The 24,258-nt window shown below is 73.8% G+C and carries 10 protein-coding genes; 2 read left to right on the top strand and 8 right to left on the bottom strand.

Translation table 11 applies throughout. The features are described 5' to 3' along the window. Nucleotides 1–2 precede the first annotated feature (2 nt). From ACZ5DC_RS00825 to ACZ5DC_RS00790, 8 genes are all read right to left on the bottom strand, one after another. Complete coding sequence (locus ACZ5DC_RS00825) at nt 3–827, bottom strand: aspartyl/asparaginyl beta-hydroxylase domain-containing protein (protein ID WP_468648009.1); 825 nt, start codon at nt 825–827, stop codon at nt 3–5. Nucleotide 828: 1 nt separating this feature from the next. Next, the gene (locus tag ACZ5DC_RS00820) at nt 829–1,671 is read right to left on the bottom strand and encodes a DUF6202 family protein (RefSeq protein ID WP_468648007.1); all 843 of its coding nucleotides are present in this window, start codon (nt 1,669–1,671) and stop codon (nt 829–831) included. A 15-nt stretch (nt 1,672–1,686) separates the two neighbouring features. Continuing rightward, nucleotides 1,687–5,631: a non-ribosomal peptide synthetase gene (locus ACZ5DC_RS00815; protein WP_468648005.1), complete on the bottom strand. Its 3,945-nt coding sequence runs from the start codon at nt 5,629–5,631 to the stop codon at nt 1,687–1,689. Nucleotides 5,632–5,808: 177 nt separating this feature from the next. Continuing rightward, on the bottom strand, nt 5,809–6,780 hold the full coding sequence (locus ACZ5DC_RS00810; RefSeq protein WP_468648003.1) for a hypothetical protein: 972 nt from the start codon (nt 6,778–6,780) through the stop codon (nt 5,809–5,811). Next, nucleotides 6,777–11,534: an excinuclease ABC subunit UvrA gene (locus ACZ5DC_RS00805; RefSeq protein ID WP_468648001.1), complete on the bottom strand. Its 4,758-nt coding sequence runs from the start codon at nt 11,532–11,534 to the stop codon at nt 6,777–6,779. Before ACZ5DC_RS00805 ends, ACZ5DC_RS00810 begins: the two co-directional genes overlap by 4 nt. Nucleotides 11,535–11,584: 50 nt before the next feature. Next, a complete protein-coding gene (locus ACZ5DC_RS00800) occupies nt 11,585–14,008 on the bottom strand; it encodes a non-ribosomal peptide synthetase (RefSeq protein WP_468647999.1) in 2,424 nt (807 codons plus the stop codon). Nucleotides 14,009–14,034: 26 nt separating this feature from the next. Further along, nucleotides 14,035–20,574: an amino acid adenylation domain-containing protein gene (locus ACZ5DC_RS00795; RefSeq protein ID WP_468647997.1), complete on the bottom strand. Its 6,540-nt coding sequence runs from the start codon at nt 20,572–20,574 to the stop codon at nt 14,035–14,037. Nucleotides 20,575–20,608: 34 nt separating this feature from the next. Further along, nucleotides 20,609–21,790, bottom strand: coding sequence for a cytochrome P450 (locus ACZ5DC_RS00790; protein WP_468647995.1), 1,182 nt, complete (start codon nt 21,788–21,790; stop codon nt 20,609–20,611). Between the two features lie 220 nt (nt 21,791–22,010). Here ACZ5DC_RS00790 and ACZ5DC_RS00785 point away from each other — a divergent pair, with 220 nt between their 5' ends. Both ACZ5DC_RS00785 and ACZ5DC_RS00780 read left to right on the top strand, forming a co-directional pair. Continuing rightward, nucleotides 22,011–23,249: an MFS transporter gene (locus ACZ5DC_RS00785; protein WP_468647993.1), complete on the top strand. Its 1,239-nt coding sequence runs from the start codon at nt 22,011–22,013 to the stop codon at nt 23,247–23,249. 43 nt (nt 23,250–23,292) lie between these two features. After that, nucleotides 23,293–24,207 carry a thioesterase II family protein gene (locus tag ACZ5DC_RS00780; RefSeq protein ID WP_468647991.1) on the top strand — a complete coding sequence of 305 codons (915 nt, stop codon included), beginning with the start codon at nt 23,293–23,295 and terminating at the stop codon, nt 24,205–24,207. Nucleotides 24,208–24,258: the final 51 nt, after the last annotated feature.

The raw sequence follows: 24,258 nt of genomic DNA, 5'->3' as shown, positions 1-24,258 counted from the left end.
GGCTACCGGCTGACCATGCAGTACTCCTCGTGGGCGGTGACGCGGCTGAGCAGGTCGTCCCGGCCGCTGCCGGCCGCGATCTCCCTCAGCAGGGCGAAGACGTCGTCGCCGGAGATGCCGGTGGTGAAGTGCTGCTTGATCAGGAGGGTCTGTATCTCCTGGTAGTTGTGCTCGTCGACGACGTCGGCGAGGCCGAGCAGCGCCTTGCGGCCCGCGTCGTCGAGGGGCGGGCGCTCGGCGATGTTGCCCGCCGGGATGTCCGGCTCGTCCGGCACGTCGAAGGCGAGGACCTGCCGGAGGCTGTCGGCGGTGAAGTCGCAGACGATGTGGACGCGGTCGCGGTCGGAGAAGGAGCCGACGGAGTGGGTCCGGGTGGCGTCGAGGCACCACAGCTCGCCCCGGCGCATCCGGAAGACGGTGTTCTCCTCGGAGGCGTAGACGTTGTCGTCGGTCTGGAGCGGGAGGTGGACCCGCACCATGTCGGCCTTCAGCTCCAGGAAGTCGCGGTGCGGCACGTAGAGGCTGCCGCCGGCGAGCCGCATGAAGCGCGCGTACTTGAGGTACTCGGTGCGGAAGAGCCGGCCGATGAGTTCGCTGACGTAGGTCAGCGCCTCGCCGTGGGGGGTGGGCCGCGCCGAGCCCTCGTAGTCGCCGAGGGATGCCTCCTCCAGGCTGCCGCTCTGGTTCCACAGCATGGTGCTGCGCAGCAGGCCGGTGCTGACGAAGTCGGCGTAGGAGTCGTTGTAGGCGAAGCCCTCGGATGCGGCGAGGTCGGCGGCGAGCCGCTCGTCGTCGAGGGTGAGCGCGGCGATGCGGTGAGAGCGCATGTCAGGCCGCCTGGGTCGCGGCGACGGCGGCGGGCAGGCCGAGCGAGTCGGCGAAGGCGTTCAGCGCGCCGGCCCAGCTCGCGGAGTACTCGGCGGTCATCTCGGCGAAGGCGCGGGCCTCGGCCTGGGTGGTGACCAGGAACGTCATGCCGGTCTCGTCGTCGCTGACCTGCGCGGCGTGCATCGTCTCGGCCTTGATGTGCGAGTCGATCCAGGCGAGGTCCTCGGTCTCGGGGAAGAGTCGCTCGCCGTTCACCTCCAGCTTGCCGTAGACGCGGCGGAAGGCGACGGCGATGTCCAGCGCGATCGTCTCGACGACCCGCAGCTGGACGGCGGCGCCGAGCGGGGAGTCCGCGAAGCGCTCCATGTTCTCGATGAGGCGCACGACGCCCTCGGGGAGTTCGGCGGCGGACTTGCGGCCGGCCTCGTCGACGTGCTCCGACAGCGGCGTGATCAGGGAGTCCTCCCACCACACGTAGTGGGCTCCGGCGGGGCCCTTGGGGGCGACCGCGCTGAAGACCGGGGCGAGGTTGTCCAGGTCGTCGCCGATGACGCGGAAGATGGTCTGGAAGGCGGCCAGGACGTCGCGGGACGGGGACCGCTGGGCGGCCAGGGCGCGAGCCGTCACGCCGAGGCCGGCCAGGGTGGTGAACATGAACGCCTTGGTCATCGCGCGCCACTGGTGGGCGACGGCGAGCGGGCCGCGGAAATCCTCTGTTTCGAATCCCCGGGCGAAGCTGAAGAAGCGGTTGTCGGCGCGGCCGAGTCCGGCCTCGGCGATCTCCAGATCGACTCGCTCGTCGAGTGCGCCGCGCGCGCCGGCGCTGATTTCGATATCAGTCACGACTACTCCAGATTCCTAGATTTCGCTGAACGAGAGCGTCTCGTCGACGATTTCGTGGATGGCATCGGCGAGGTCCGCCGAATTCTTCTCGGAGACGAGGGTGAAGTGGTTCCCGGGGATCTCGCGGAAGGAGAGTCCCGAGATCCGTTCCCGCCATCCGTGGTCCTCTCCGCGCAGGATCGCGGGGAAGGCGATCCGGGGATCGGGGTACGGGTCGGCCGCCCGCAGCAGACGCACCTCGCCCTTGTACGGCTCGGGCGCGTAGGCGAGGAAGGCGGCGCGGTGCCGCTCCAGCAGGGCGGGGATGTGCGCGGCCTCCTCGGAGAGCCCGGCCAGCCGGGCCGTCGCGTCGCCCTCGCCCTTCAGCAGGTCCATGGCCGTGAAGGCGGTGCGGGCCTGCTCGGCGGCGGGCGGGTCGCCGATGGCGGCGGGCGGCAGCCAGGAGTCGAGCAGGGCGACGCCGGCGAGTTCCACGTCGCGCTCCTGCCACCGCCGGGCCATCTCCAGGGCGACGCAGCCGCCGACGGACCAGCCGGCGAGGAAGACCGGGCGGGTGCCGCGTACGGCGTCGGCGGCGGCGACGTACCGGGCCGCCATCTCCTCGATGGTCGTGACGCCGCGCGGGTCCTCGGCGGCCTGGAGGCCGTAGACGTCGTACTGGTCGGCCAGGCCCCGGGCGACCGCGTGGAAGGGCAGGACGGAGCCGCCGGCGCCGTGCACGAGCAGGACGACGGGCCCGCCCTGGGGGCGGACGAGCGGGACGAGCACGTCGTCGCCGGGACGCTCCTCGCGGGCCGTGCCGAGGCGGACGGCGAGTTCGCGGACGGAGGGCGCGGCGAAGACGTCGCCGACGGTGGGCCGTAGGCCCAGCTCCCGGCCGCAGGCGGCGATGAGCTTGAAGACGAGCAGGGAGTGGCCGCCGAGGGAGAAGAAGCCGTCGGTGACGCTGAGCGTCTCGATGCCGAGCACCTCGCGGAAGACCGCCGCGAGCCGGGTCTCCGTCTCGCCCTCGGGGGCGACCAGCTCCGTGGAGCCGCCGGCGGCCTCGCTGCCGAGCTGTTCGAGCAGGGCCTTGTCGTCGATCTTGCCGTTGACGTTGTACGGGATGCGGTCGACGGTGACGACGGCCGCGGGCACCATGTGCGTCGGCAGGTGGTGGCGGGCGTGCCGCTCCAGTTCGCGCGGGACGGGCTCGTGGCCCGGCTCGGGCACGACGAAGGCGGCGATGCGGCCCTCGAAGGCGCTCGGGGCGAGGGCGACGCAGGCGTGCACGTCGAGGTGGTCGCGCAGGACCGACTCGATCTCGGAGAGCTCGATGCGCAGGCCCCTGACCTTGACCTGGCGGTCGATGCGGCCCAGGTGCTCGATCACCCCGTCCTCGCGGTAGCGGCACAGGTCGCCGGTGCGGTACATCCGCTCGCCGACCGGGCCGAAGGGGTCGGGCAGGAACCGTTCGGCGGTCATGGCGGGGCGGTTGTGGTAGCCGTGCGCGAGGCCGGTCTCGCCGCCGATGTACATCTCGCCGGGGACGCCCACCGGGAGGACCTCCAGGCCGGGGCCGAGGATGTAGACGCGGAAGTTGTCGCAGGGCCGGCCGAGCGGCAGGACCGGGACGCCGGGCTCCCGGGGGATGACGCCCTCCACGACGGTGCCGGCCTCCGTGGGGCCGCAGCAGTTGACGAGGTCGGCGTCGAAGTGGGCGTGGAAGGCGTCGCGCAGCCGGGGCTTGACCTCCTCGCCGCCGATGACGACCCGGCGCAGGGAGCGGCAGCTGCCGGGCGGGGCGGCCGCCAGGAAGACCTCCATCATCGTGGGGACGAAGAAGAGGGTGGTGACCTGGTACCGCTCGGTCAGGTCGAGCAGGTGCTCGGGGTCGCGGTGGCCGCCGGGGCGGGCGACGACGAGGCGGGCGCCGTAGTACAGCGGCCAGTACAGCTCCCACGTGGAGACGTCGAAGCCGTACGAGGTCTTGAGGATGTTGGCGTCGCCGGGGCCGAAGGGGTAGTGCCGCTGGAGCCAGAAGATGTTGGCGAGGGCGCCGTCGACGGGGTAGGCCACGGCCTTGGGGCGGCCGGTCGAGCCGGACGTGTAGAGCAGGAAGGCGAGCGCGTCGGGCCGGGTGGACACCGTGAGGTCGTCGCTCGGGCACTCCTCCCAGGGACGCTCGTCGCCGGTGAGGCGCAGCACGGGCCAGGGCCCCTGCGGGAGCTGCCCGGCGCCGAGTTCGTCGGCGAGGACCAGCTGGGGTTCCGTGTCGGCGAGCATGAACTCCATGCGGCCGTCGGGCAGCTCGGGATCCATCGGGACGTAGGCGGCGCCGGTCTTGGCGACGGCGTACAGCGCGATCACCATGGCGAAGCCGCGGTCCATGCAGACGGCGACCTTGCCGCCGGGCCGTACGCCCCGGTCCCGCAGGTGGTGGGCGAGGCGGTTGGCGCGCGCGTTCATCTCCGCGTAGGTGACCTCGCCCTCCTCGCCGACGAGGGCGACGGCGTCGGGGGTACGCAGGACCTGCTCCTCGAAGGGCTCGGCCAGCGTCCGGTACGCGATGTCCGGCTTCGCGTACGCGTTGAGGCCGTGCAGGATGTGGCGGCGGCCGTCCTCGGTGAGCAGCGGGGCGTCGGCGACGGAGGCGCCGGGTGCGTCGAGGAGGGCGTCGAGCAGGTCGAGGTACATCTGCCCGAACCGCTCGACCGTCGAGCGGTGGAACAGGTCGCAGGAGTACTCCAGCAGGCCGCGCAGGCGCCCGCCCTCGTCGGTGACGGACAGCGACAGGTCGGTGCGGGCCGACTTGGTGTCGAGCGACACGAGGGAGCCGCCGCCGGCGTCGGCGTCGACCATGACGCCGTCCTGGAAGCCGAAGATGGTCTGGAAGACGGGGTTGACGCCGGGGGTGCGGACGACGCCCAGCTCGGCGACGACCCGCTCGAACGGCACCATCTGGTGGTCCTGGGCCTCCAGCACGGTCCGCTGCGTCTGCTGGACCAGCGTGCGGAAGGCGGGCGCCGCCGACAGGTCGCCGCGGAGCGCGACCGGCTTGACGAAGCAGCCGACGATCTTCTCGGCGGTCTCGTCGTCGCGGCCGGCGAGCGGCGAGCCGACGACGACGTCGCTCTGGCCGGTGAGCCGGGAGAGGAAGGTCTGGTAGGCCGCGAGCAGGACGACGAACACCGAGGTGTTCTCGGCCGTGGCGAAGCGGCGCACCCGGTCGGCGAGCGGGGCCTCGACATGGAAGCCGACCAGTTCGCCGCCGCGCGTCTCGGTGGCCGGCCGGGGCCGGTCCTTGGGCAGGTCGAGCACGGGCAGCTCGCCGCCGAGCCGCTCCGTCCAGTACGCCAGTTCGCGTGCCTCACGGGCCGGGTCGAGGCTCCGGGCCTGGGCGGCGGCGTAGTCGAGGTAGCCGATGCCGTGGGCGGGCGGCAGCTCGTGCCCGGCCAGCAGGCGGGTCAGCTCGCCCATGACCTGGCCGACCGACCAGTGGTCGATGATCACGTGGTGGAAGCCGAGGGCGAGCACGGCCCGGCCGTCCGGCAGGAGCAGCGCGAGGACGCGGAACATCGGCGCCTCGTCGGTGCGCAGCGGACGCGCCGCCGCCTCCTGGACGATCGCGGCGGCCCGGGTCTCGGCGGCCTCCTGGCCGAGGTCGCGCAGGTCGTGCCAGAGCACCGGCGGCGCGGGCACGCCGCAGTCCTCCTGCACGGGCTCGCCGTCCACCTCCACGATCCGCAGCCGCAGCGCGTCGTGGCGCTCGGTCAGCGTCCGGACGGCTGCGGTCAGCCGCTCCCGGTCGGGAGCCTTCGCGAGGGTGACGGCGTCGAAGAGGTTGTATTCCGTGCTCTGCGGAAAACGCCTGGTGAAGTACCAGATACGAGCCTGTGCAGGAAGCAGCGGAACTCTGGCACCCTGCTCCACCTTCGGAATCGAGACCTCGGCCTTTTCCGCTTTCCGATTGCGGAGCATTTCGAGAAGCTGCGCTTGGCCGGCACTGAGCTGACTCACCTGTCCACACCCCACACAGGAAACGGAAGCACTTCTTGAAGACAAGAAAGAAGCTATCCGATCCCCGGTCCAATTCGACTGGCCAAGCTTTTCAGTCGAACAGCGCGGGCAGGGGGCGCTGCGGCGCCGGCGGCGGAATCAGTGGTGTTTCACGGGAACGTCGCCGGCGCGGAAGCGCAGCCGCGGTCCCTCACCGGTCCACTCGCCGCCGTCGAGCCGGCGCAGGGCGGCGAGGAGGTCGAGGGTGAGCCAGCGGCTCAGCTCCGGATGGGCCGGGTGCTCCCAGAGTCCGGCCGGGCCGCGCAGCCCCTCCAGGAAGGCCGTCAGGCCCGCGACCCGGGGGTCGCGCGCGGAGACGCCCGTACGGGAGACCAGTTCCAGGACGAAGGCGAGGTCGAAGCGGGAGTGCAGGGAGATGAAGCCCGTGGCGCGCTCCCGGCCGTGCAGCCGGGCGATCTCGGTGCCCAGCGCCCATTCGTCGCGGGTCTCGCGGCGCAGCAGCAGGTCGGCGGCGCGGCGGGCCGGTTCGGAGCGGGCCCGCCGCGGGTGCTGGACGAGGGCGGCCAGGGCGGCCTCGGTGTTGGCGCGGCAGCCCGGCGAGCCGGGCAGCTTCCGGTAGCCGGGGACGCCGCCGGGCTGGCCGGCGACGAGGCCCGTGGGCCACGAGCCGTCCTCGGCGCGCTGGGCGAGCAGCCACTCGTAGGCGCGTTCGGCCCGGGGGTCGGTCGCCGCGCCGACGGCGCCGAGGCCCCGCAGCGGTACGGACACCTGGAGCGGGATCATCGTGTAGCGGTCGTCGGTGCGGAACTCCGCCAGCGGGAAGGAGCCGTCGGCGCGCTGCCGGGCGAAGACCCGCTCGACCAGCTCCGCCACCCGGGGATGGCCCCGGTCGAAGCCGAGCCGGCCGAGGCGGCCGAGGAGGTGGGCCAGCGGCTGGAGTCCCCCGGGCTCCTCCGCCAGCAGGGCGCGCGCCTCCGGGTCCTCAGCGCGGCGCGGCAGCAGGTCGGCCAGCTCCGGGTCGTCGTCCGCCACGTCGAGCAGCTCGGTCAGGACGCGGCAGCGCAGCGCCGGGGAGGGGTCGCACAGCAGCGGCCACGCGGCTCCGGTCATGACAGCACCTCACGCAGGTACGGGGCGGTGGGCGTGTCCCCGGCGGCCACTTCCTCGGGGGTGCCCTCGGCGACGACCACGCCGCCCTCCGGTCCGCCGCCGGGGCCCAGTTCGAGCAGCCGGTCGCAGCAGGCGAGGAGCCGGGGGTCGTGGTCGACGACGAGGACGCCGTGGCCCCGGGCCACCAGGCCGTCGAGGGCCTCCACCAGGAGTTCCACATCGGCGCCGTGGAGACCGGTGGTGGGCTCGTCCAGGATGTGCAGGGCGGGGCGGCCGGGCGCGCCGGTGGTCTCGCGCACCAGCTTGAGCCGCTGGCGCTCGCCGCCGGAGAGGGTGCCGGGTCCCTGGCCGAGGGTCAGATAGCCGAGGCCCAGCTCCACGGCGCCGCGCAGCGGGGCGGCGACCGCCTCCACGTCCGGCCACAGCCCGAGCACCTCCTCGATGCTCAGCCGCTCCAGTTCGGGCAGGCTGTGGCCGCGCACGGACAGTTCGCGGGCCTCGGCACGGTAGCCGGTCGCGCCGCAGGCGTCGCAGGGCCGGTGGACGGTCGGCATGAAGCCCATGTCCTCGGCCACGGTGCCCTTCCCCTTGCAGCCGTCGCAGCGGGGCTGGAGGTCGGCCGGTGCCAGGCCGCGTTCCCGGGCCGGGGCGGAGTCGGCGTACGCCTCGCGCAGCGGGCCGAGCACCTTCAGGAAGGCGCCGGGCGAGGTGATCCCGACGCTGCTCTGGTCGGTGTGCCGGACCTGCTTCGGGGCGCCGTCGATGCCCTCGTGCGCTCCGGGCGCGACGGGTGTGGCGGCGGCCGAGGTGGTCAGCTTCCTGGGGGCGAGCGCGCGGGCCACGATGCCGAGGGCCAGTGTCGACTTGCCGGAGCCGGAGACCCCGCAGACGCCGGTGAGGACTCCGAGCGGGATGCGCACGTCCTGGCCGTCGAGGTTGTTCTCGGCGGGTTTGCGGACGGTCATCCAGCCGGTGGGTTCGCGGCGCGGCCCGGCGGCGCGCGCGGGCAGCGGGCGCTCCAGGAGGAGGCGCGCCCGGGGGTCCTCGCGCACCCGGTCCGCGCTGCCGGCCGCGACGACGGTGCCGCCGTGCCGGCCGGCCCCGGGTCCCATCACGATCCGGTGGTCGGCCCGGGCGACCAGGCGCGTGTCGTGGTCGACCAGGATCACCGTGTTGCCGTGGTCGCGCAGCTCCTCCAGGACCGCGCCGAGCACGTCGACCTCACGGGGGTGCAGACCGCGCGAGGGCTCGTCCAGCAGGACGGTCATGCCGGTGAGTTCGGCGCCGAGGAGGGCGGTCAGCCGGACCCGCTGGAGTTCGCCGGCGGAGAGCGTGTTGGCCATCCGGTCCAGGTGGAGGTGGCCGATGCCGACGCGGCCGAGGAAGCCGAGGCGGCGCAGGACGACGGCGTGCGAGCGGACCGCCCAGCCCGGCGCGCCGTCCGGGAGCCGCAGCCCGGCGAGCGCGTCCCGTACGGCGTCGACCGGCTGGTGGTGCAGGTCGTAGCGGTTCATCCCGGCCACCCGCCGGTCGAGGAACTCCGGGCGCAGCCGGCCGCCCGCGCAGGAGGAGCAGGGCACCCGCTCGGTGTAGAGGCCGCCGACGTCCCAGCCGTCCATGATGCGGAAGACGCCGCGCCAGACGACCGTGGCCGAGGGGGTGACCCGGGCCTCGGAGGAGAGGGTGACCTCCTCCTCGCCGAAGAGGAACGCCTCCTGGGCCCGCGGGCTCATCTCCCGCCACGGTGTGCGCTCGGGGTCGAAGCCGTACCGCTCGCCGAGGGCGAGGAGCATCCAGTAGCCGCCGTTGGCGGGCTTCGAGTGGTACGAGCGCGGATAGAAGCCCGGGGAGTACATCGCTCCGTCGCACAGCGCCCGTTCGGGCCGGTGGATCAGGCGCTCCACGCGGGGCACGGCGATCGTGCCCATGCCGTGGCAGCGCAGGCAGGCCGCCTCGTAGCGCAGGGGCGAGAAGTCCGGTGGTTCGGCCGGCGGGCCGGGGCGCCCGCAGCCCGCGCAGGTCCAGGGGCTGGCCGGCCGGTGGCCCGAACGCCGTTGCTCCCCGCCGCAGTCGGGACAGCGGCGGACGCCCGCGTAGGCGAGGAGCACGCCGAGGTGCGGGCTGAGGTCGGTGGTGGAGCCGACGGTGCTGCGCAGGCCGGGCGCCCGGCCGTCGGCGCCGACGGCGAGGGTGGGGCCGAGCCCGGTGAGGGAGGCGGCGCCGGCCTCCGGGCCCTCACGCACCGACTGGCGCTCGTAGAGGGAGAGCGATTCCAGCAGCCTGCGCGTGGCCTCCGCTTCGAGGACGTCGCGGACGAGGGACGACTTGCCGGAACCGGAGACGCCGACGACGGCGGTCATCGCGCCCTTGGGGATGTCGACCGAGACGTCACGGAGGTTGTTGGCGCGGGCGCCGCGGATCTCCACGGCGGTGCGGGCGGGGCGCGGGCGGCGGGCCGGGGCGGCCGGCGGGCGGACCGGCGGTGCGTCGGGCGGCTCGGGCGGTCCCGCGTGCAGCAGCCGTCCGCCGTCCGGGCCGCTGCCCGGGCCGATCCGGACGGACCAGTCGGCCATCGCCGCGATGTCGCGGTTGTGCTCCACGACGACGACCGTGCAGCCGCGGTCGGTGAGACGGCGCAGCAGGGCGGCGAGCCGGGGCACGTCGGCCGGGTGGAGTCCCGTGGTCGGCTCGTCCAGGTAGACGAGCTGCGCGGGGCGGGTGGCGGCGATCTGCTTGGCCAGCTTGACGCGCTGGGCCTCCCCGCCGGAGAGGGTGGGCGAGGGCTGCCCGAGCCGCAGGTAGCCGAGGCCCACGTCGAGCAGGGCCTGGATGATGCGGCGGGCGCGGGCGTCGTGGCCGAAGAGCGGCAGGGCGTCGCGCACGCTGAGGTCGTGGATCTCGTCCACGGAGTACGTGTTCCCGTCGGGCAGTCCGGCGCGCACGGCGAGCGCCTCGGCGCTGAACCGGCGTCCTCCGCACGCCTCGCACTGCACCCATTCCGAGGGCAGGAAGCGCAGTTTGACCTCGACGGATCCCATACCGGCACAGGCGGGGCAGGCGCCCTCGGAGCGGTTGAACGAGAACGTGCCGGCGGCCAGCCCGGTGGCGTCGGCGAGCACGGCCCGCACGCGGTCCGCGAGCCCGGTGTACGTGGCCGGGTTGGAGCGGGGGTTGACCCCGATGGGCGACTGGTCGACGGTGAGCGGGACGATCGCCTCCCCTTCGAGGGCGGCGCACCCGCGCGGCTCCCCCGCCTCCAGGGAGGCGATGAGCACGTCCCGTACGAGGGTGGTCTTCCCGGCCCCGGAGGGTCCGGTGACGACGGTCAGGGCCCCGACGGGGAAGGCGCAGTCGAACCCGGCGAGATTGTGGTGGCGGGCGTCGCGGACGGTGAGCCACCGGGTGCCGGTTCCCGCCGCCTGAGGCGCCGTCAGGCGTTCGCGGCCCGAGAACCAGCGGCCCGAGACCGTGTCCGCGCGCCAGAGGCCGGCCGGAGTGCCCTCGAAGACGACGCGGCCGCCGCCGGAGCCGGCGGCGGGGCCGATCTCCACGACATGGTCGCAGGAGGCGACGGCGGTGCGGTCGTGTTCCACCAGGACGACCGGGCCGGGGAGCTTGCACAGTTCGTCCATCAGGCGGGCGACCTGGGCGGCGCCGAGGCCGATGGTGGGTTCGTCGAGGATGTGCAGGAGGTCCTCGACGTCGTTGGCGAGGAGGACGGCGATGCGCAGGCGCTGGGCCTCGCCGCGGGAGAGGGTGGGCGAGGAGCGGTCGAGGGCGAGGTAGCCGAGGCCGAGGGAGACGAGCGCGTCGAGGCGGCGCAGGACGTGCCGCAGGGCGGTGCCCGCGTGGGCGGGGAGCGCGGCCCCGGCCAGCGTCCGCCGGGCCCGGTCGGCATCGAGCCGCAGCAGGGCGGGCAGGGTCAGGCCGGCCAGTTCGTACGCCTCGGTGTCCGGGCCGCCGGCCCGGAAGTCCTGCGGCCGGACCGAGGGCAGCGGCGCCCCGCAGGAGGCGCAGAGCCGGGCCCGGGACAGCGTCCGCGTCCCGGCCGCCGTACGGAAGGAGACCTGGACGCAGCCGAGTGCGGCGACCTCGTCCAGGAGCCGCCGGGCGGCCCGGGCGTCGTCGGCGGCGGTGAGGGAGCCGACCCGGACGGCGATGTCGTGGGGCCGGCCGGGGTCGAGCGGGTCGCCGGACCAGGGCCGGCCGTCGACGGTGACCTCTTCGGTGCCGTACCGCTCGCGCAGCCCGGCCAGCAGCCGGGTGTGGGTGCCGAGGGCGCCGCGCGTGAGCGGGGCGGCCACCTCCACGGGTCCGGACGCGGCGGCGGCCCGGAGTAAGGAGAGCTGCTCCTCGGCCGTCACCGTCTCGGTGACCTCCGCGCAGCGCGGGCAGCGCAGGACCGCGAACCGGGCGAAGAGCACCCGCAGGAAGGGGTGGACGCCGGCGGCGGTGGCGACGGTGGAGCGGGGGTTGCGGTTGAGGACGTTCTGGCCGACGGCGACGGCGGGCCGCAGCCCGTGGACGGCGCGGACGCGGGCCGCCCGGGCCGCGGCGGCGGCCGGGGCGCCCGCGAGGGTGGCCAGGAAGCGGTGCCTGGCCTCCCGGTGGAGCGTGTCGAAGACGAGGGAGGACTTGCCGGACCCGGAGGCGCCGACGACCGCGGTGACGCCCTCGGACAGGGTCACGTCGATGTCGCGGAGGTTGTTCTCCGTGGCGCCCTCGATCCGGACTCCGGGCCCGTGTGCACTCAAGACCAAGCCCTCCCGGCCGTCCTGTCCGCCGCTCTTCGCACGCGAGCCGCTCAGAGCTTGCCGAGCAGCATAGCGGCCTCTTCGTCGGAGAGCCCCGCGACCAGTTCGGTCAGGGCCCGTTCGAGGCCTCCCGCGACGCCCTCGACTGTCGGCAGGGCGAAGAAGTCGCGGACGGAGACCTGCACGCCGAAGGCCGCGTTGACGCGGTTGAGGAGTTGCAGCGACTTCAGCGAATTGCCGCCGACGGCGAAGAAGTTGTCGGTACGGCCGATCCGTTCGACGCCGAGCACCTCCCGCCACAACTCCGCGACCTGCTCCTCCAGGGGACTGTGCGGCGCGTCGTCCCCGGCGCGGGCCTGCCGGTCGTCCAGGGAGGGCGCGGGCAGCCGCAGCCGGTCGAGCTTGCCGGACGGGGTGTGCGGCAGCGCGTCGAGGCGGACGTAGACGGCGGGGAGCATGAAGCCGGGCAGCCGTTCCTCGGCGAACGCGGCCAGCTCCTCGACGGTTCCGTCGTCGCCGACGACGACGTACGCGGCGAGCTGGTTGTCGTCGTCCTCGTCCCGGAAGACGGTGACGGCGCACTCGCGGACGGCGTCGTGGCCGGCGAGCACCGCCTCGACCTCGCCGGTTTCGACCCGGCAGCCGCGGATCTTGACCTGGTTGTCGACGCGGCCGAGGTACTGGACGAGGCCGTCGGCGTCGACGGTCACCAGGTCGCCGGTGCGGTAGAGCCGTTCGCCGTCCGCCACCGGGTAGGGGTGCGGGACGAACCGCTCGGCGGTCAGCCCGGGGCGGCCGAGGTAGCCGCGGGCCAGGCCGCCGGTGCCGGAGACGCACAGCTCGCCGGGGACGCCGGGCGGCACCGGGCGCAGCGCCTCGTCCAGGACGAACAGGCGGTAGATGCCGAGCGGGCGGCCGATGGGCAGCCCGCCGGCGCCGTCGTACGAACGGCCCTCCCAGCCGGCCACCTCGGAGGTCTCGGTCTGGCCGTAGAGGTTGTGCAGCTCCGCCCCGAACCGCTCGGCGAACCGTTCCAGGAGACGGGTGCCGGCCGCCTCGCCGGAGAGCTGCACCCAGCGCAGGTCAGGGCAGTCCGCCTCGGGGGCGAGGTTGAGGTAGGCGTTGAGCATCGAGGGGACGAAGTGCGCGAAGACGGTCCGCTCGGTGGAGAGCAGCCGGCTCAGGTGCACCACGTCGGACTCGGCGCCCGGGTCGGCCATGAGGATGGTCGCGCCGGCGGCGAGCGGGCCGAAGATCTCCCAGATCGCCACGTCGAAGATGAGCGGCGTCTTGTGGATGACCCGGTCGCCCGGCTGGAGGCCGTAGCGGCGGCCCAGCCACTCCAGGCGGCCCGCCGCGCAGCGGTGGTCGAGGACGGCGCCCTTCGGGGTGCCGGTGGAGCCGGAGGTGTAGTAGACGTACGCCGCCTGGTCGAGGGGCACGTCCGCCTCGGGCGCGGCCGGGGCGGAGCCCTCGGCGGGGACCGGGATCAGCGGCACGCCGAGCCCGTCGGGCCGGCCGGTGCCGGAGCCGTCCACGAGCACGGCGGCCACCCGCGCGTCGCCGGTGATGACGGCCGTCCGCTCGGCGGGCAGCGACGGCACCAGCGGGACGAACGCCGCGCCGCGCTTGAGGACGGCGAGCAGGGCCACGACCAGGTCGGCGGAGCGCTCGACCCGGACGGCGACGAGGCTCTCGGCGCCGATGCCGGCGGCGGCCAGCGTGTGGGCGAGCAGGTTGGCGCGGCCGTCGAGTTCGGCGTAGGTCGTCGCCCGGCCGCCCGCCTCCACCGCGACGGCGTCCGGGTGGCGGCGAGCCGTCTCCTCGAACGCCCCGTGCAGGGTGCGCAGGCCGCGGTACTCCTCGAAGGAGGCGTTGGCGTCGGCGGCCAGCGCGGCCTGGCGCTCCGGTGACAGCAGCGCCAGCTCGTCGACGCGGGCCTCGGGGCGCCGGACGGCGTCCGCGAGCAGGGTCAGGAAGCGGGCGGTCCACTCCTCGGCGGTGCAGCCGGAGGGCAGCGGCCCGCAGACCAGGGCCCCTTCGGCCTCGGGCTCGACGGTCCGCACCACGCAGTGCAGGTGGTCGGCGCCCGGGACCGGTGCGGCACCCTCGTCGTACTGGAGGACCAGCCGCTCGACCGCCCCGCCGGAGGCCGCGCTGCCGGCCGGCTCCGCCGTGGGGCCGTCGGTGAGGCCCTTGTCGGCCGCGCGGAGCAGCTCCGCGAAGGCCAGCTCCCCGGTGACGGTCAGCGGGACGGCCCGCTCCGCGTCGGGCGACAGCCGGATCTCGGCGTGCTCGCGGCGGGCGTGCCGGAAGCGGGTGGCGAGCAGCGCCGCGAGCAGGACGGCGCGTTCGCCCACGCCGTACCGGCGGGCCGTCTGCGACGCCTGCTCCCGAAGCTGCGGGCGGAGCCGGAAGGGCACCGCCACCTGGTCCTGGCCGGGCGTCATGACCGGAGTCCCTTCGATGGACACTGCATTCCCCTTTCGGGACGGGTGGGTCACGGCGTCATGCCGTTCATGCGGGCGATGGTGCGGGCGAGTTCGCCCAGGTTCTCGGTGGTGTAGATGTCGAGCAGGCCGATCTCCACGCCCAGGCGCTGCCGGATGCGGACGCTCATCTGGGTGACGAGGAGCGAGTGGCCGCCGAGGGCGAAGAAGTTGTCGGTCAGGCCGACCCGCGGCCGGGACAGGACGTCGGCCCAGATCTCCGCCAGTTCCTTCTCCAGCGGGGTGACCGGCGGCACGTGGTCGCCGTCCGCGCCGCCGTCGTCCTCGGGCTCCGGCAGGGCGGAGCGGTCCACCTTGCCGTTGATGTTCAGCGGGAGCGCGTCGAGCTGGACGAACGCGCCGGGGACCATGTAGCCGGGCAGCCTGGCCTCCAGGTGCTCGCGCAGCGCGTCGGGGGTGACCGGCCGGTGGCAGACGACGTGGGCGACGAGCCGCCGGTCGCCGGAGGGGAGCCGCTGCACGCCGGCGACGGCCTGGTCCACGTCGGGGTGGCCGGCCAGGTGGGCCTCGATCTCGCCGAGTTCGATGCGGTGACCGCGGACCTTCACCTGGTGGTCGGCGCGGCCCAGGCAGAGGAGGTCGCCGTCCGCGGTCCAGCGGACCAGGTCGCCGGTGCGGTACATGCGGGTGCCGGGCGCGCCGTACGGGTCGGGCACGAACCGGTCGGCGGTGAGGCCGGGCCGGTGCAGATAGCCGTGGGCGAGGCCCTCGCCGGCCAGGTACAGCTCGCCCACCACGCCCACCGGCACCGGCTGCTGCGCCGCGTCCAGGACGTACGTCCGGGTGTTGCGCAGCGGGCGGCCGATCGGGGGGACGCCCTCGACGCGGTCGCGGGTGAACCAGGCGGTGGCGTAGACGGTGGACTCGGTGGGGCCGTAGAGGTTGCCGACGAGTCCGGCGCCGACGGCGCCGCCGATGTCGTTGGCGGCCTTGGCGGACAGCGGTTCGCCGGCCATGACGACGGTGCCCGCCTCGGCGTGCAGGCCGCCGGTGCCGTGGATCTGGGCCAGCGCGGACGGCACCCCGCTGAGCAGGGAGGCGGTGTACGGGCCCGCGGGCGGGTCGGCGAGGCTGAGCAGCGACGGCACGATCTCGACGGAGCCGCCGTTGAGCAGCGGGCCGAACATCTCGAAGACGGAGACGTCGAAGTTGAGCGAGGTCGCGGCCAGCACCCGTGCCAGCTGGCCGGGGGCGAAGGTCTCGCCCGCCCAGGCCGCCAGGTTGGCGACGCTGCGGTGGGCGACGACGACGCCCTTGGGCCGGCCCGTGGAGCCGGAGGTGTAGATGGCGTACGCGGGGAGGAGCGCGTCCAGCGGGGCGGTGCGTTCCGCGTCGGTCAGGTCGTGGCCGGGGTGGGCGGCGACGGCGGCGCGGGTGCCGGGCGCGTCGAGGACGAGGCGGGCGGGGCCGTGGCCGGGGACGCGGTCCTTCGCCTGCTCGGAGGTGAGGACGAGCACCGGCCGGGCGTCGTCCAGCATGAGGGCGATCCGGTCGGCGGGGTAGCCGGGGTCGATCGGCACGTAGGCGGCGCCCGCCTTCAGGACGGCGAGGACGGCGACGAGGACGCGTTCGGTGCGCGGCAGGGCGATGGCGGCGAAGTCGCCGGGGCCGATGCCGAGGGCGACCAGATGGCGGGCGAGGCGGTTGCTCTCGGCGTTCAGCTCGCCGTACGAGAGCGTGGTCTGCTCGAAGTGGACGGCGGGGGCGGCCGGGTCCAGCGCCGCGCGCCGCTGGAACAGCTCGGGAAGCGTGGCCGTGGAGACCTCCGCTGCGGTGTCGTTCCAGTCGTCCAGGACCTGGCGCCGCTCGGCGTCGCCGAGCATCGGCAGGGCTTCGAGCGCCGTGTCGGGGGCCTCGGCGATGCTCTGCAGGAGCCGTACGTAGTGGGCGGCGAACCGTTCGACGGTGGGCCGGTCGAAGAGGGCGGTGGAGAACTCCAGGTCGCCGAGGAGCTCGCCGTCCTCCGACTCCCGCAGGTAGAGCGTGAGGTCGAACTTGGCGGCCCAGGTGCCCGGCGAGGCCGACGACGGGGCGATCCGCAGGCCCGAGCCGGTGGTGCGGGACTCCTGCGGGGCCGCCGCGTAGTAGCTGAAGGCGACCTGGAAGACGGGGTGCCGGGAGACGTCCCGGTCGGGCTGGACCTCGTCCACGAGCAGTTCGAAGGGCAGTTCGCGGTGGGCGTCGCCGAGGAGGACGGACTCGCGGACCCGCTCCAGGTGGGAGCCGAAGCTCTGGCCGGGGACGACGCGGGAGCGGACGGGGATCGTGTTCACGAAGAGCCCGATGAGGGACTCGGTCTCCACGGTGGGCCGGCTGCCGGAGAAGAAGCCGACGCACACGTCGTCCTGACCGCTGAGCCGGTGCATCAGGGCGCTGTAGGCGGCCATGGTCGTCATGAACAGGGTGGCCCTGTTCCGGCCCGCGAGGGCGCGCAGCCGCGCGGTCAGACCGGCGTCGACGGTGAAGCCGACGGCGTCGCCGCCGAAGTCGGGCACGGCGGGCCGGGGCCGGTCGGTGGGCAGCTCGATGGCGTGCGGGGTGCCGGCGAGGTACTGCTTCCAGTAGAAGAGGTGGTCGCGCAGGGGGCCGCCCTGGAGGCGGCGGCGCTGCCACACCGCGTAGTCGGCGTACTGCAGGACCGGCTCGGGCAGCGGCGAGGGCTCCGCGCGCAGGTACGCCTCGTACAGCGTGCCCAGTTCCTCGACCAGGACGGCCACCGAGTAGCCGTCGAAGACGATGTGGTGGGCGGTGAGGACGAGCAGGTGCTCCTCGGGTGAGGTCCGCACGGCGACGGCGCGGACGACGGGGCCGGTCTGGATGTCGAAGCCGGTCTCGCCCTCGGTCCGCAGCAGCGCCCGCACCTCGGCCTCGGGGTCGTCGGCGCCGCTGACGTCGCGGAACTCCAGGGGGAAGACGGCCTCGTCGGAGACGACCGGCGCGATGTTCTCGCCGGCGAGGTCGAAGGTGGTGCGCAGCACCTCGTGGCGCCGGACGATCTCGTCGAGGGCGGCGGCGAGCACCGTCCGGTCCAGCGGCCCGCGCAGGGCCAGCGGGATCTGGACGTTGTAGAGGCCGCCGTCGGGCTGGAGGAGGTGGAGGAAGACCATGCGCTGCTGGGCGTAGGACGTCTCGGCGGGCGCGCCGGCCGGCCTGGGGACGACGTTGTCGGGGACCGCGTCGGCCTCGGCGACCAGTCCGGCGAGGCGGGCGACGGTCGCCCCGGCGTAGAAGTCGCGTACGGAGAGGTCGGCTCCGGTGCGCTTCCTGATCCGGGCGAGGACCTGGGAGACCAGCAGGGAGTGGCCGCCGAGGGCGAAGAAGTCGTCGTGGGCGCCGACCTGTTCGACGCGCAGGACCTCCCGCCAGATGTCGGCGACGAGCTGTTCGCCGCCGGTGCGCGGGGCGAGGTACTCGGTTCCGGAGCCGAAGGAGGCGTCGTCCGGGGCGGGCAGGGCGTTGCGGTCCGTCTTGCCGTGGCGGTTGACGGGCAGCGCGTCGAGGACGACGTAACGGGAGGGCACGGCGTGCGACGGCAGCCGGTCGAGGAGCCAGCCGCGCAGGTCCGCCGGCGCGGGGGCCGTCCCGGCGGCCGCCGGGACGACGTAGGCGGTGAGCTGCTGGGAGCCGAGGACGTCGGCGTGGGCGAGGACGACGGCGTCGCCGATCCCCTCGTGCAGCCGCAGCGTCGCCTCGGTCTCGCCCAGCTCGACCCGCATGCCGCGGATCTTGACCTGGTGGTCGGTGCGGCCGAGGTACTCCAGGCTGCCGTCGCGGCGGCGGCGGACCAGGTCGCCGGTGCGGTACATGCGCGCGCCGGGCGGCCCGTAGGGGTCGGGCAGGTAGCGCTCGGCGGTCAGGGCGGGCCGCCCGAAGTAGCCGCGGCTGACGCAGGCGCCGGAGACGTACAGCTCGCCGGGGACGTTCGGCGGGACGAGGCCGTGGCCTTCGTCGAGGACGTAGGCGACGGTGTTGCGCACGGACTGGCCGAGCGGCGCGACATCGGGCCAGCCGTCGATGCCGGGCTCCATGTCGTGCGCGGTGACGACCTGGACCTCGGTGGAGCCGTAGTGGTTGTGCAGCCGGCGGCCGGGGGCGGCGGCGGTGAACCGGCGCAGGGTGTCGCTGAGGACGAGGCCCTCGCCGACCTGCACGACGTGGGTGAGGGCGGGCAGCGTGCGGCCGGTGGCGAGCGCGGCGCGGGCGGTCAGCTCGATCACGACGTTCGGCGCGAAGAGGTCGGTGACCCGCCGGTCGTCGAGCCAGGCGGTGAACTGCTCGGGGCTGCGCCGCAGTTCCTCGGGGACGATCGCGAGGGCCGCTCCGGAGAGGAGGGTGAAGAGCATCTCCTGGACGGAGACGTCGAAGCTGAGGGCGGTGAACTGGGCGGTGACCCGGCCGGGGCCGGTGGGGAGGGTGGTGAAGTGCCACTCCATCATGTTCAGCATGGCACCGGTGGTCATGACGACGCCCTTGGGGCGCCCGGTCGAGCCCGAGGTGTACAGCAGGTAGGCCGGGGTGGCCTCGGCGACGGGCGCGGTGCGCTCGGCGTCGCGGAGGTCGGCGGGGCTCTCCCCCGCGTACGCCGACAGCTCCTCGTCGACGAGGAGGACGGGCACGTCGTGGCCGGACAGCAGCGCGGCGCCGGCCGCGTCGGTGACGACGACCCCGGGCCGGGCGTCGGTGAGCAGCACCGAGACGCGCTCGGCCGGGAGGGCGGGGTCGACGGGCAGGTAGACGCCGCCGCTCTTGAGCACCGCGAGGAAGGCGGTGACGGCCAGGCCGGAGCGGGGCAGGAGCACCGCGCCGACCCGCTCGGGGCCGATGCCGTGCCGGACCAGTGCGCGGGCGAGCCGGTTGGCCCGGGCGTTCAGCTCCCCGTAGGTACGGGTGAGTTCGCCGTCGAGGACGGCGGGGGCGGTGTGCGCGGCGGCGGCCCGCTCCTCGAACCAGCCGGCGAGTGAGCCCTCGCGCAGCCGGCCGGTGACGCCACCGGTGACGAGCTCGGGCCGCTCGGCGGGGGTGACCAGCGACAGGTCCAGGATGCGGGCGCCGGGGTCGGCGGCGATGCCTTCGAGGAGGCGGACGAAGAGCCGGGACAGCTCCTCGACGGTGGGGGCGTCGAAGAGCGAGGTGGCGTACTCGAAGCTGCCGTAGAGGCCGTCGTCGGTCTCGGAGACGAAGAGGGAGAGGTCGAACTTGGCGGTGGTGCTGGGCTGGTCGACGAAGGTGACGTCGAGCCCCTCCAGGTGGAAGTCCTGCTGCCCCTGGTAGGAGAACATCACGTCGAAGAGCGGCTGCCTCACCTGGCTGCGGCCGGGCCGCAGCGCCGCCACCAGCCGGTCGAAGGGCAGCTGGCGGTTGTCGTAGGCGCCGATGACGCTCTCCCGCAGCCCGTCGAGCAGCCGCGTGAAGGAGGGGTTGCCGGAGAGGTCGGCGCGGACGACGACGGTGTTGGCGAAGTAGCCGATCATCTCGGCGGTCTCGGGGTGGGCGCGGCAGTCGACGGGGGTGCCCACGCACACGTCGTCCTGCCGGGACCAGCGGCCCATCAGGACGTGGAAGGCGGCCAGCACGACCATGAACGGGGTGGCGCCGTTGCGGGCGGCGACCTCGCGCAGCCGGTCGAAGAGGCCGGGCGGCACGGTGAAGCTCACGTTGGCGCCGGCGAAGTCGGGCAGCTCGCCCCTGGGGTGGTCGAGCGGCAGGTCGAGCCCCTCGGGGGCGCCGGCGAGCCGCTCGCGCCAGTACTCCAGCTGCCGGGCGTGCTCCTCGGTGACGGCCGGGCCGCGCTGCCAGACCGCGTAGTCGGCGAAGTGGGCGGCCGGTTCGGACAGCGGGGAGGGCCGGCCGGCGCGGAGCGCCTCGTACAGCTCCTTGAGTTCGCCGAAGATCCGGCCGATCGACGCGCCGTCCACGACGATGTGCTGGGCGTTGACGGCGAGGATGTGCGAGGTGGCGCCGAGCGTGATCAGCTGCGCGGTGACGAGCCGGTCCGCGGCGAGGTCGAAGTGGGTGGAGAAGTGCCGGTCGAGATGGGCCTGGGCGCGGGCCTCGCGCTCCTCGGCGGGCTCGGCGGTGAGGTCGATCCGCTCCAGCGGCATCCGCGCGTCGTCCGTCACGATCTGCGTGACCACGCCGTCGTGCTCGCGGAAGCAGGTGCGGAGCACCTCGTGCCGGCGCATGATCTCGTCGAGTGCGCGCACCAGGGCGGGCGTGTCCAGCTCGCCCTCCATCCGGAGCGTGGTGCCGACGTTGTAGCTGGCCTGGAGGCCGAGCCGGTCGAGGAACCAGAGGCTCTCCTGCCCGTACGACAGCGGCAGGGCCTCCGGACGCGGGGCGTCGAAGAGGCCGCCGGGCGCGTCGGCCGGCCGCGTCAGCAGGCGGACGACCTCGTCCTTGTGGGTACGCAGGTCGGCGACCTGGTCGGATGTCAGGGCGCCGGTGGGCCGGAAGCGCAAGCGTCCGTCCTGGACCCAGAGTTGTATGCCGTCCGCGGTCAGCCGGTCCAGCAGTTCGCGCACTGCGGTCATGTTCGGCCCAATCTCCCCATGGTTCGGTCGGTGGTCAGTGCGGACGGAAGGCGAGCGGGAGCGAGGTGAGGCCCCCGAGGATGTAGGAGGCGATCCGCTTCGGCTCGCCGCACACCTCGATCTCCGCGGGCAGGTGGGCCAGTTCCTCGAGCATGACCCGGATGGTCAGCCGCGCCAGGTTGGCGCCGACGCAGAAGTGGCCGCCGCCGCCGAAGGAGACGTGGTGGTTGGTGGCGCGGTCGAGCAGGAACCGCTCGGGCCGGTCGAAGACCTTCTCGTCGCGGTTGAGCGACGGCAGCCAGACGGTGACGGCGTCGCCCTCGCGGATCTCCACGCCCTCCAGCACCGTGTCGTGCTGGGCGGTGCGCAGGATGTGGGTGACCGGTGCGGTCCAGCGCAGGAACTCCTCGGCGGCGGTCTTCAGCTTGAGGTCACCGGCCCGCAGTGCCCGCCACTGCTCGGGGCTCTCCAGCAGCGCCAGCATGCCGGCGCCGACCGCCTGCCGGGTGGTCTCGTTGGCCGCCACGATGACGTTGTCACAGGTGAGGATCACCTCGTCGTCCGTGATGTCGAGCCCCTCGGCCTGTGCCGTGGTCAGCGCGGACACCAGGTCGCGGCCGGGATTCCGGCGCTTCTCGTCGATGATCTCGGAGTAGTGGCGGAGGATTTCGAAATGCGCCAGCTGTGCTTCGACCCCGTCGATGTCGGTGGAATTCTCGGCGGCCTCGGTGGTGACTTTGGCCAGCATCTCCACATCGTCCATGGAAATACTGAGCAGCTCCGCCGAGACGGCCAGGGGTATGCGAGCGGCGATGTCCTTGACGAAATCACAGGTGCCGGCCTCCACCACGCCGCGCAGCGCGGACCGGACGACGTCCCGGGTCCGCTCCTCCATTTTCGCGATGGCCCGTACGGTGAAAAGGCCCATGATCGCCTTGCGCAGCTGGTCGTGGCGGGGCGGGTCGCTCAGCGCCATCATCTTGCCGGCGCCGGGGTACGGGTCCTTGAAGTTGGGGCGCAGGAAGATTCCCTTGGTGGAGGTGAACCGCTCCCACTCGGTGAGCACTTCGAGACCGGCCGCGTGCGTGGTGACGGCCCAGTAGCCTCCGTGCTCGCCGTACTCGTGCCAGGAGACCGGGTTTTCCTGCCGCAGCCTCCGCCATACCTCGTGCGGGTCGCCCTCGGAATAGAGAAGCGGATCTGTGAGTGCGGGCATATCCTGCAGCACGGCGCCTCGAATTCTTAGTCGTAGGTGTTCCATCTGCCTCCGGATCGAGAATATCCGGTGTTCGATGGCGCCAAGTGTTCAGTCGAACGCGGGGGTACCAGGGCAGTTCCGTGCCGGTAGATTGTGCGCCGAACCCGGCGCGGCCGGACCGACGACTTCGGTAGCCGCCTCTCCACGACCGAAATGGTTATCGATGGCCACTCAACTGATGGACCGCATACCTCGACTGCTGCAACAGGTCACGTTCCGCAGGTTCTGGACCGCGCAGACCATCTCCTTCCTCGGCGACCAGGTCTCCACCGTGGCGCTGCCCCTCACGGCCGTGCTCGCGCTGGACGCCTCGGCCGCGGAGATGGGCGTCCTCGGCGCGCTGGCCTCGCTGCCCAACCTGCTCTTCGCGCTGCACGCCGGGGGCCTCGTCGACCGGTACGGCCGGCTGCGGCACATGATGATCCTCAGCGACCTCGGCCGCGCCGCCGTGTTGCTCACCGTGCCGGTCGCGTACGCGCTCGACGCGCTGACCCTCACCCACCTGTGGGTGGTGGCCTTCGTGACGGGCGTCCTGGCGATGCTCTTCAACGTCTCCAGCAACAGCCTGTTCGCCGCGCTCGTGAACCGCGAGGACTACGTCAGGGGCATGTCGCTGACCCGTGGCAGCTTCTCCTTCTCCTGGGTGGCGGGCCCCGGCCTCGGCGGCATGCTGGTCCAGGCGCTGTCGGCGCCCGTGGCGCTCCTCGCCGACGTGGTGTCGTTCCTCGGCTCGGCGCTCCTGCTGCGGTCCATCTCCCTCGAGGAGCCGGCGCCCGAGAAGGAGAGGTCGTCCTCCCACATCCGGGACGGGCTGCTCTTCGTCTCGCGGACCCCGGCCCTGCGGGCCAAGTTCGTCGGCGGCGGCCTGCTCAACCTCTGCTACACGGTCTACTTCACGCTCTTCCTGCTGTTCATCGCGCGCGAACTGAAGCTGACACCCGGGATGATCGGTGTCGCGCTCGGACTCGGCGCCGTCGGCGCCCTGGTCGGCTCGTTCGTCACCGGCTGGGTCAGCCGGCGCGCCGGCATCGGGCCGACGTTCCTGATCGGCTCCGTCCTCTTCCCCGGCGCGCTGGCGCTCGTCCCGTTCGCGACGCAGGACAAGTGGGTGGCGTTCGGCCTGGTGGTGGCCGCCGAGTTCGTCTCCGGCATGGGCCTGATGCTGTGTGACATCGCGGGCTCCTCCATCCAGCAGGCGCTCACCCCGGACCGCTTCCGCTCCCGCGTGCAGGGCGCCTACCTCGGGCTCATCCACGGGGTGCGGACGGCCGGCGCGCTCGTCGCCGGCGCCCTGGGCACCCTGATCGGCCTGCGGCCCGCGCTCTGGCTGGCCGTCATCGGCGGCGTACTGAGCTGCCTGCCACTGCTGTTCGCCCCCCTGGTCCGGATGCGCACGCTGCCGGAGCAGGCCGAGTGAGCCGCCGCCCGGCCACGACAACCGAACGAGAAGGAGGACTCCCATGTCATTCCTGGCCGACCAGCTGATCGGCGAGGCCCGGCGCCGTCAGGTGCGGCTCTGGGTGGACTCGGCGGGCCGGCTCCAGTTCGCGGGGGACGCCCCGGCCCTGGACGACCGGTTCGTCATGCTGCTGCGGACACAGGAGCGGCCCATCGCGGCGAAGATCGGCGCGGAGTCCGGGGACCGCTGGTTCAAGCGCCTCACCCGGGGCGACGGTGACGTCCTGCTGTATCTGATCCCCGCGGCGGGCGCCGGACCCGGCACCTACCGGCCGTGGTCGGCGGCCGCCCCGGCCGGGCTGCGGATCGAGGCCGTCCTCACCCCCGGCCGCGAGGAGCGGTTCGGCGAGGCGCCGTTCACCGACGTCGCCGCGCTGGCCGACCGGATCGCCGAGAAGATCCTCGGGCACGCGGACCGGCCCTTCGGCGTCTTCGGGCACAGCACCGGCGCCCTCGTCGCCCGCGAGGTCACCCGCCGTCTCGAAGGCTCCACCAGCGGACAGCGGGCGCTGTTCGTGGCCGGGGCGCTGCCGCCGCACCTGGTGGGCGAGCCGGGCCCGGAGCCCACCGACGAGGAGCTGCTCGCGCACCTGAACGCGTGGCAGGGCACCCCCGCCGAGCTGCTGGCCGACCCCGCCTTCCTGCGAACCTTCCTGCCGACGCTCCGCGCGGACATGCGGCTGTTCCACTCCTGCCGCCGGGAGGTCTCCCCGGCCGGGCGGGTGGGCGTGCCGATGGTGGCGCTGGGCGGGCTCCAGGACGAGACGGCTCCCGAGGGCCACTGCGAGGCGTGGCGGCCCTGGGCGGGCGGCCCGTTCTCCGTCCGCCGCGTGGAGGGCGGTCACTTCTTCCCCGTGACCGCCGCCGGGGAGGTGCTCGCCACGGTCGCCGGGAGCCTGGGCGTCCCGGCCGGCTGAGCGGTCACCCCGCACGCACCGAGGGCCACGGCGTCGACGCCGTGGCCCTCG

The organism is Streptomyces sp. NPDC031445, assembly GCF_055581365.1.
The sequence above is the reverse complement of the archived record's forward strand: the minus strand, read 5'-3'. Positions and strand labels throughout refer to the sequence as shown.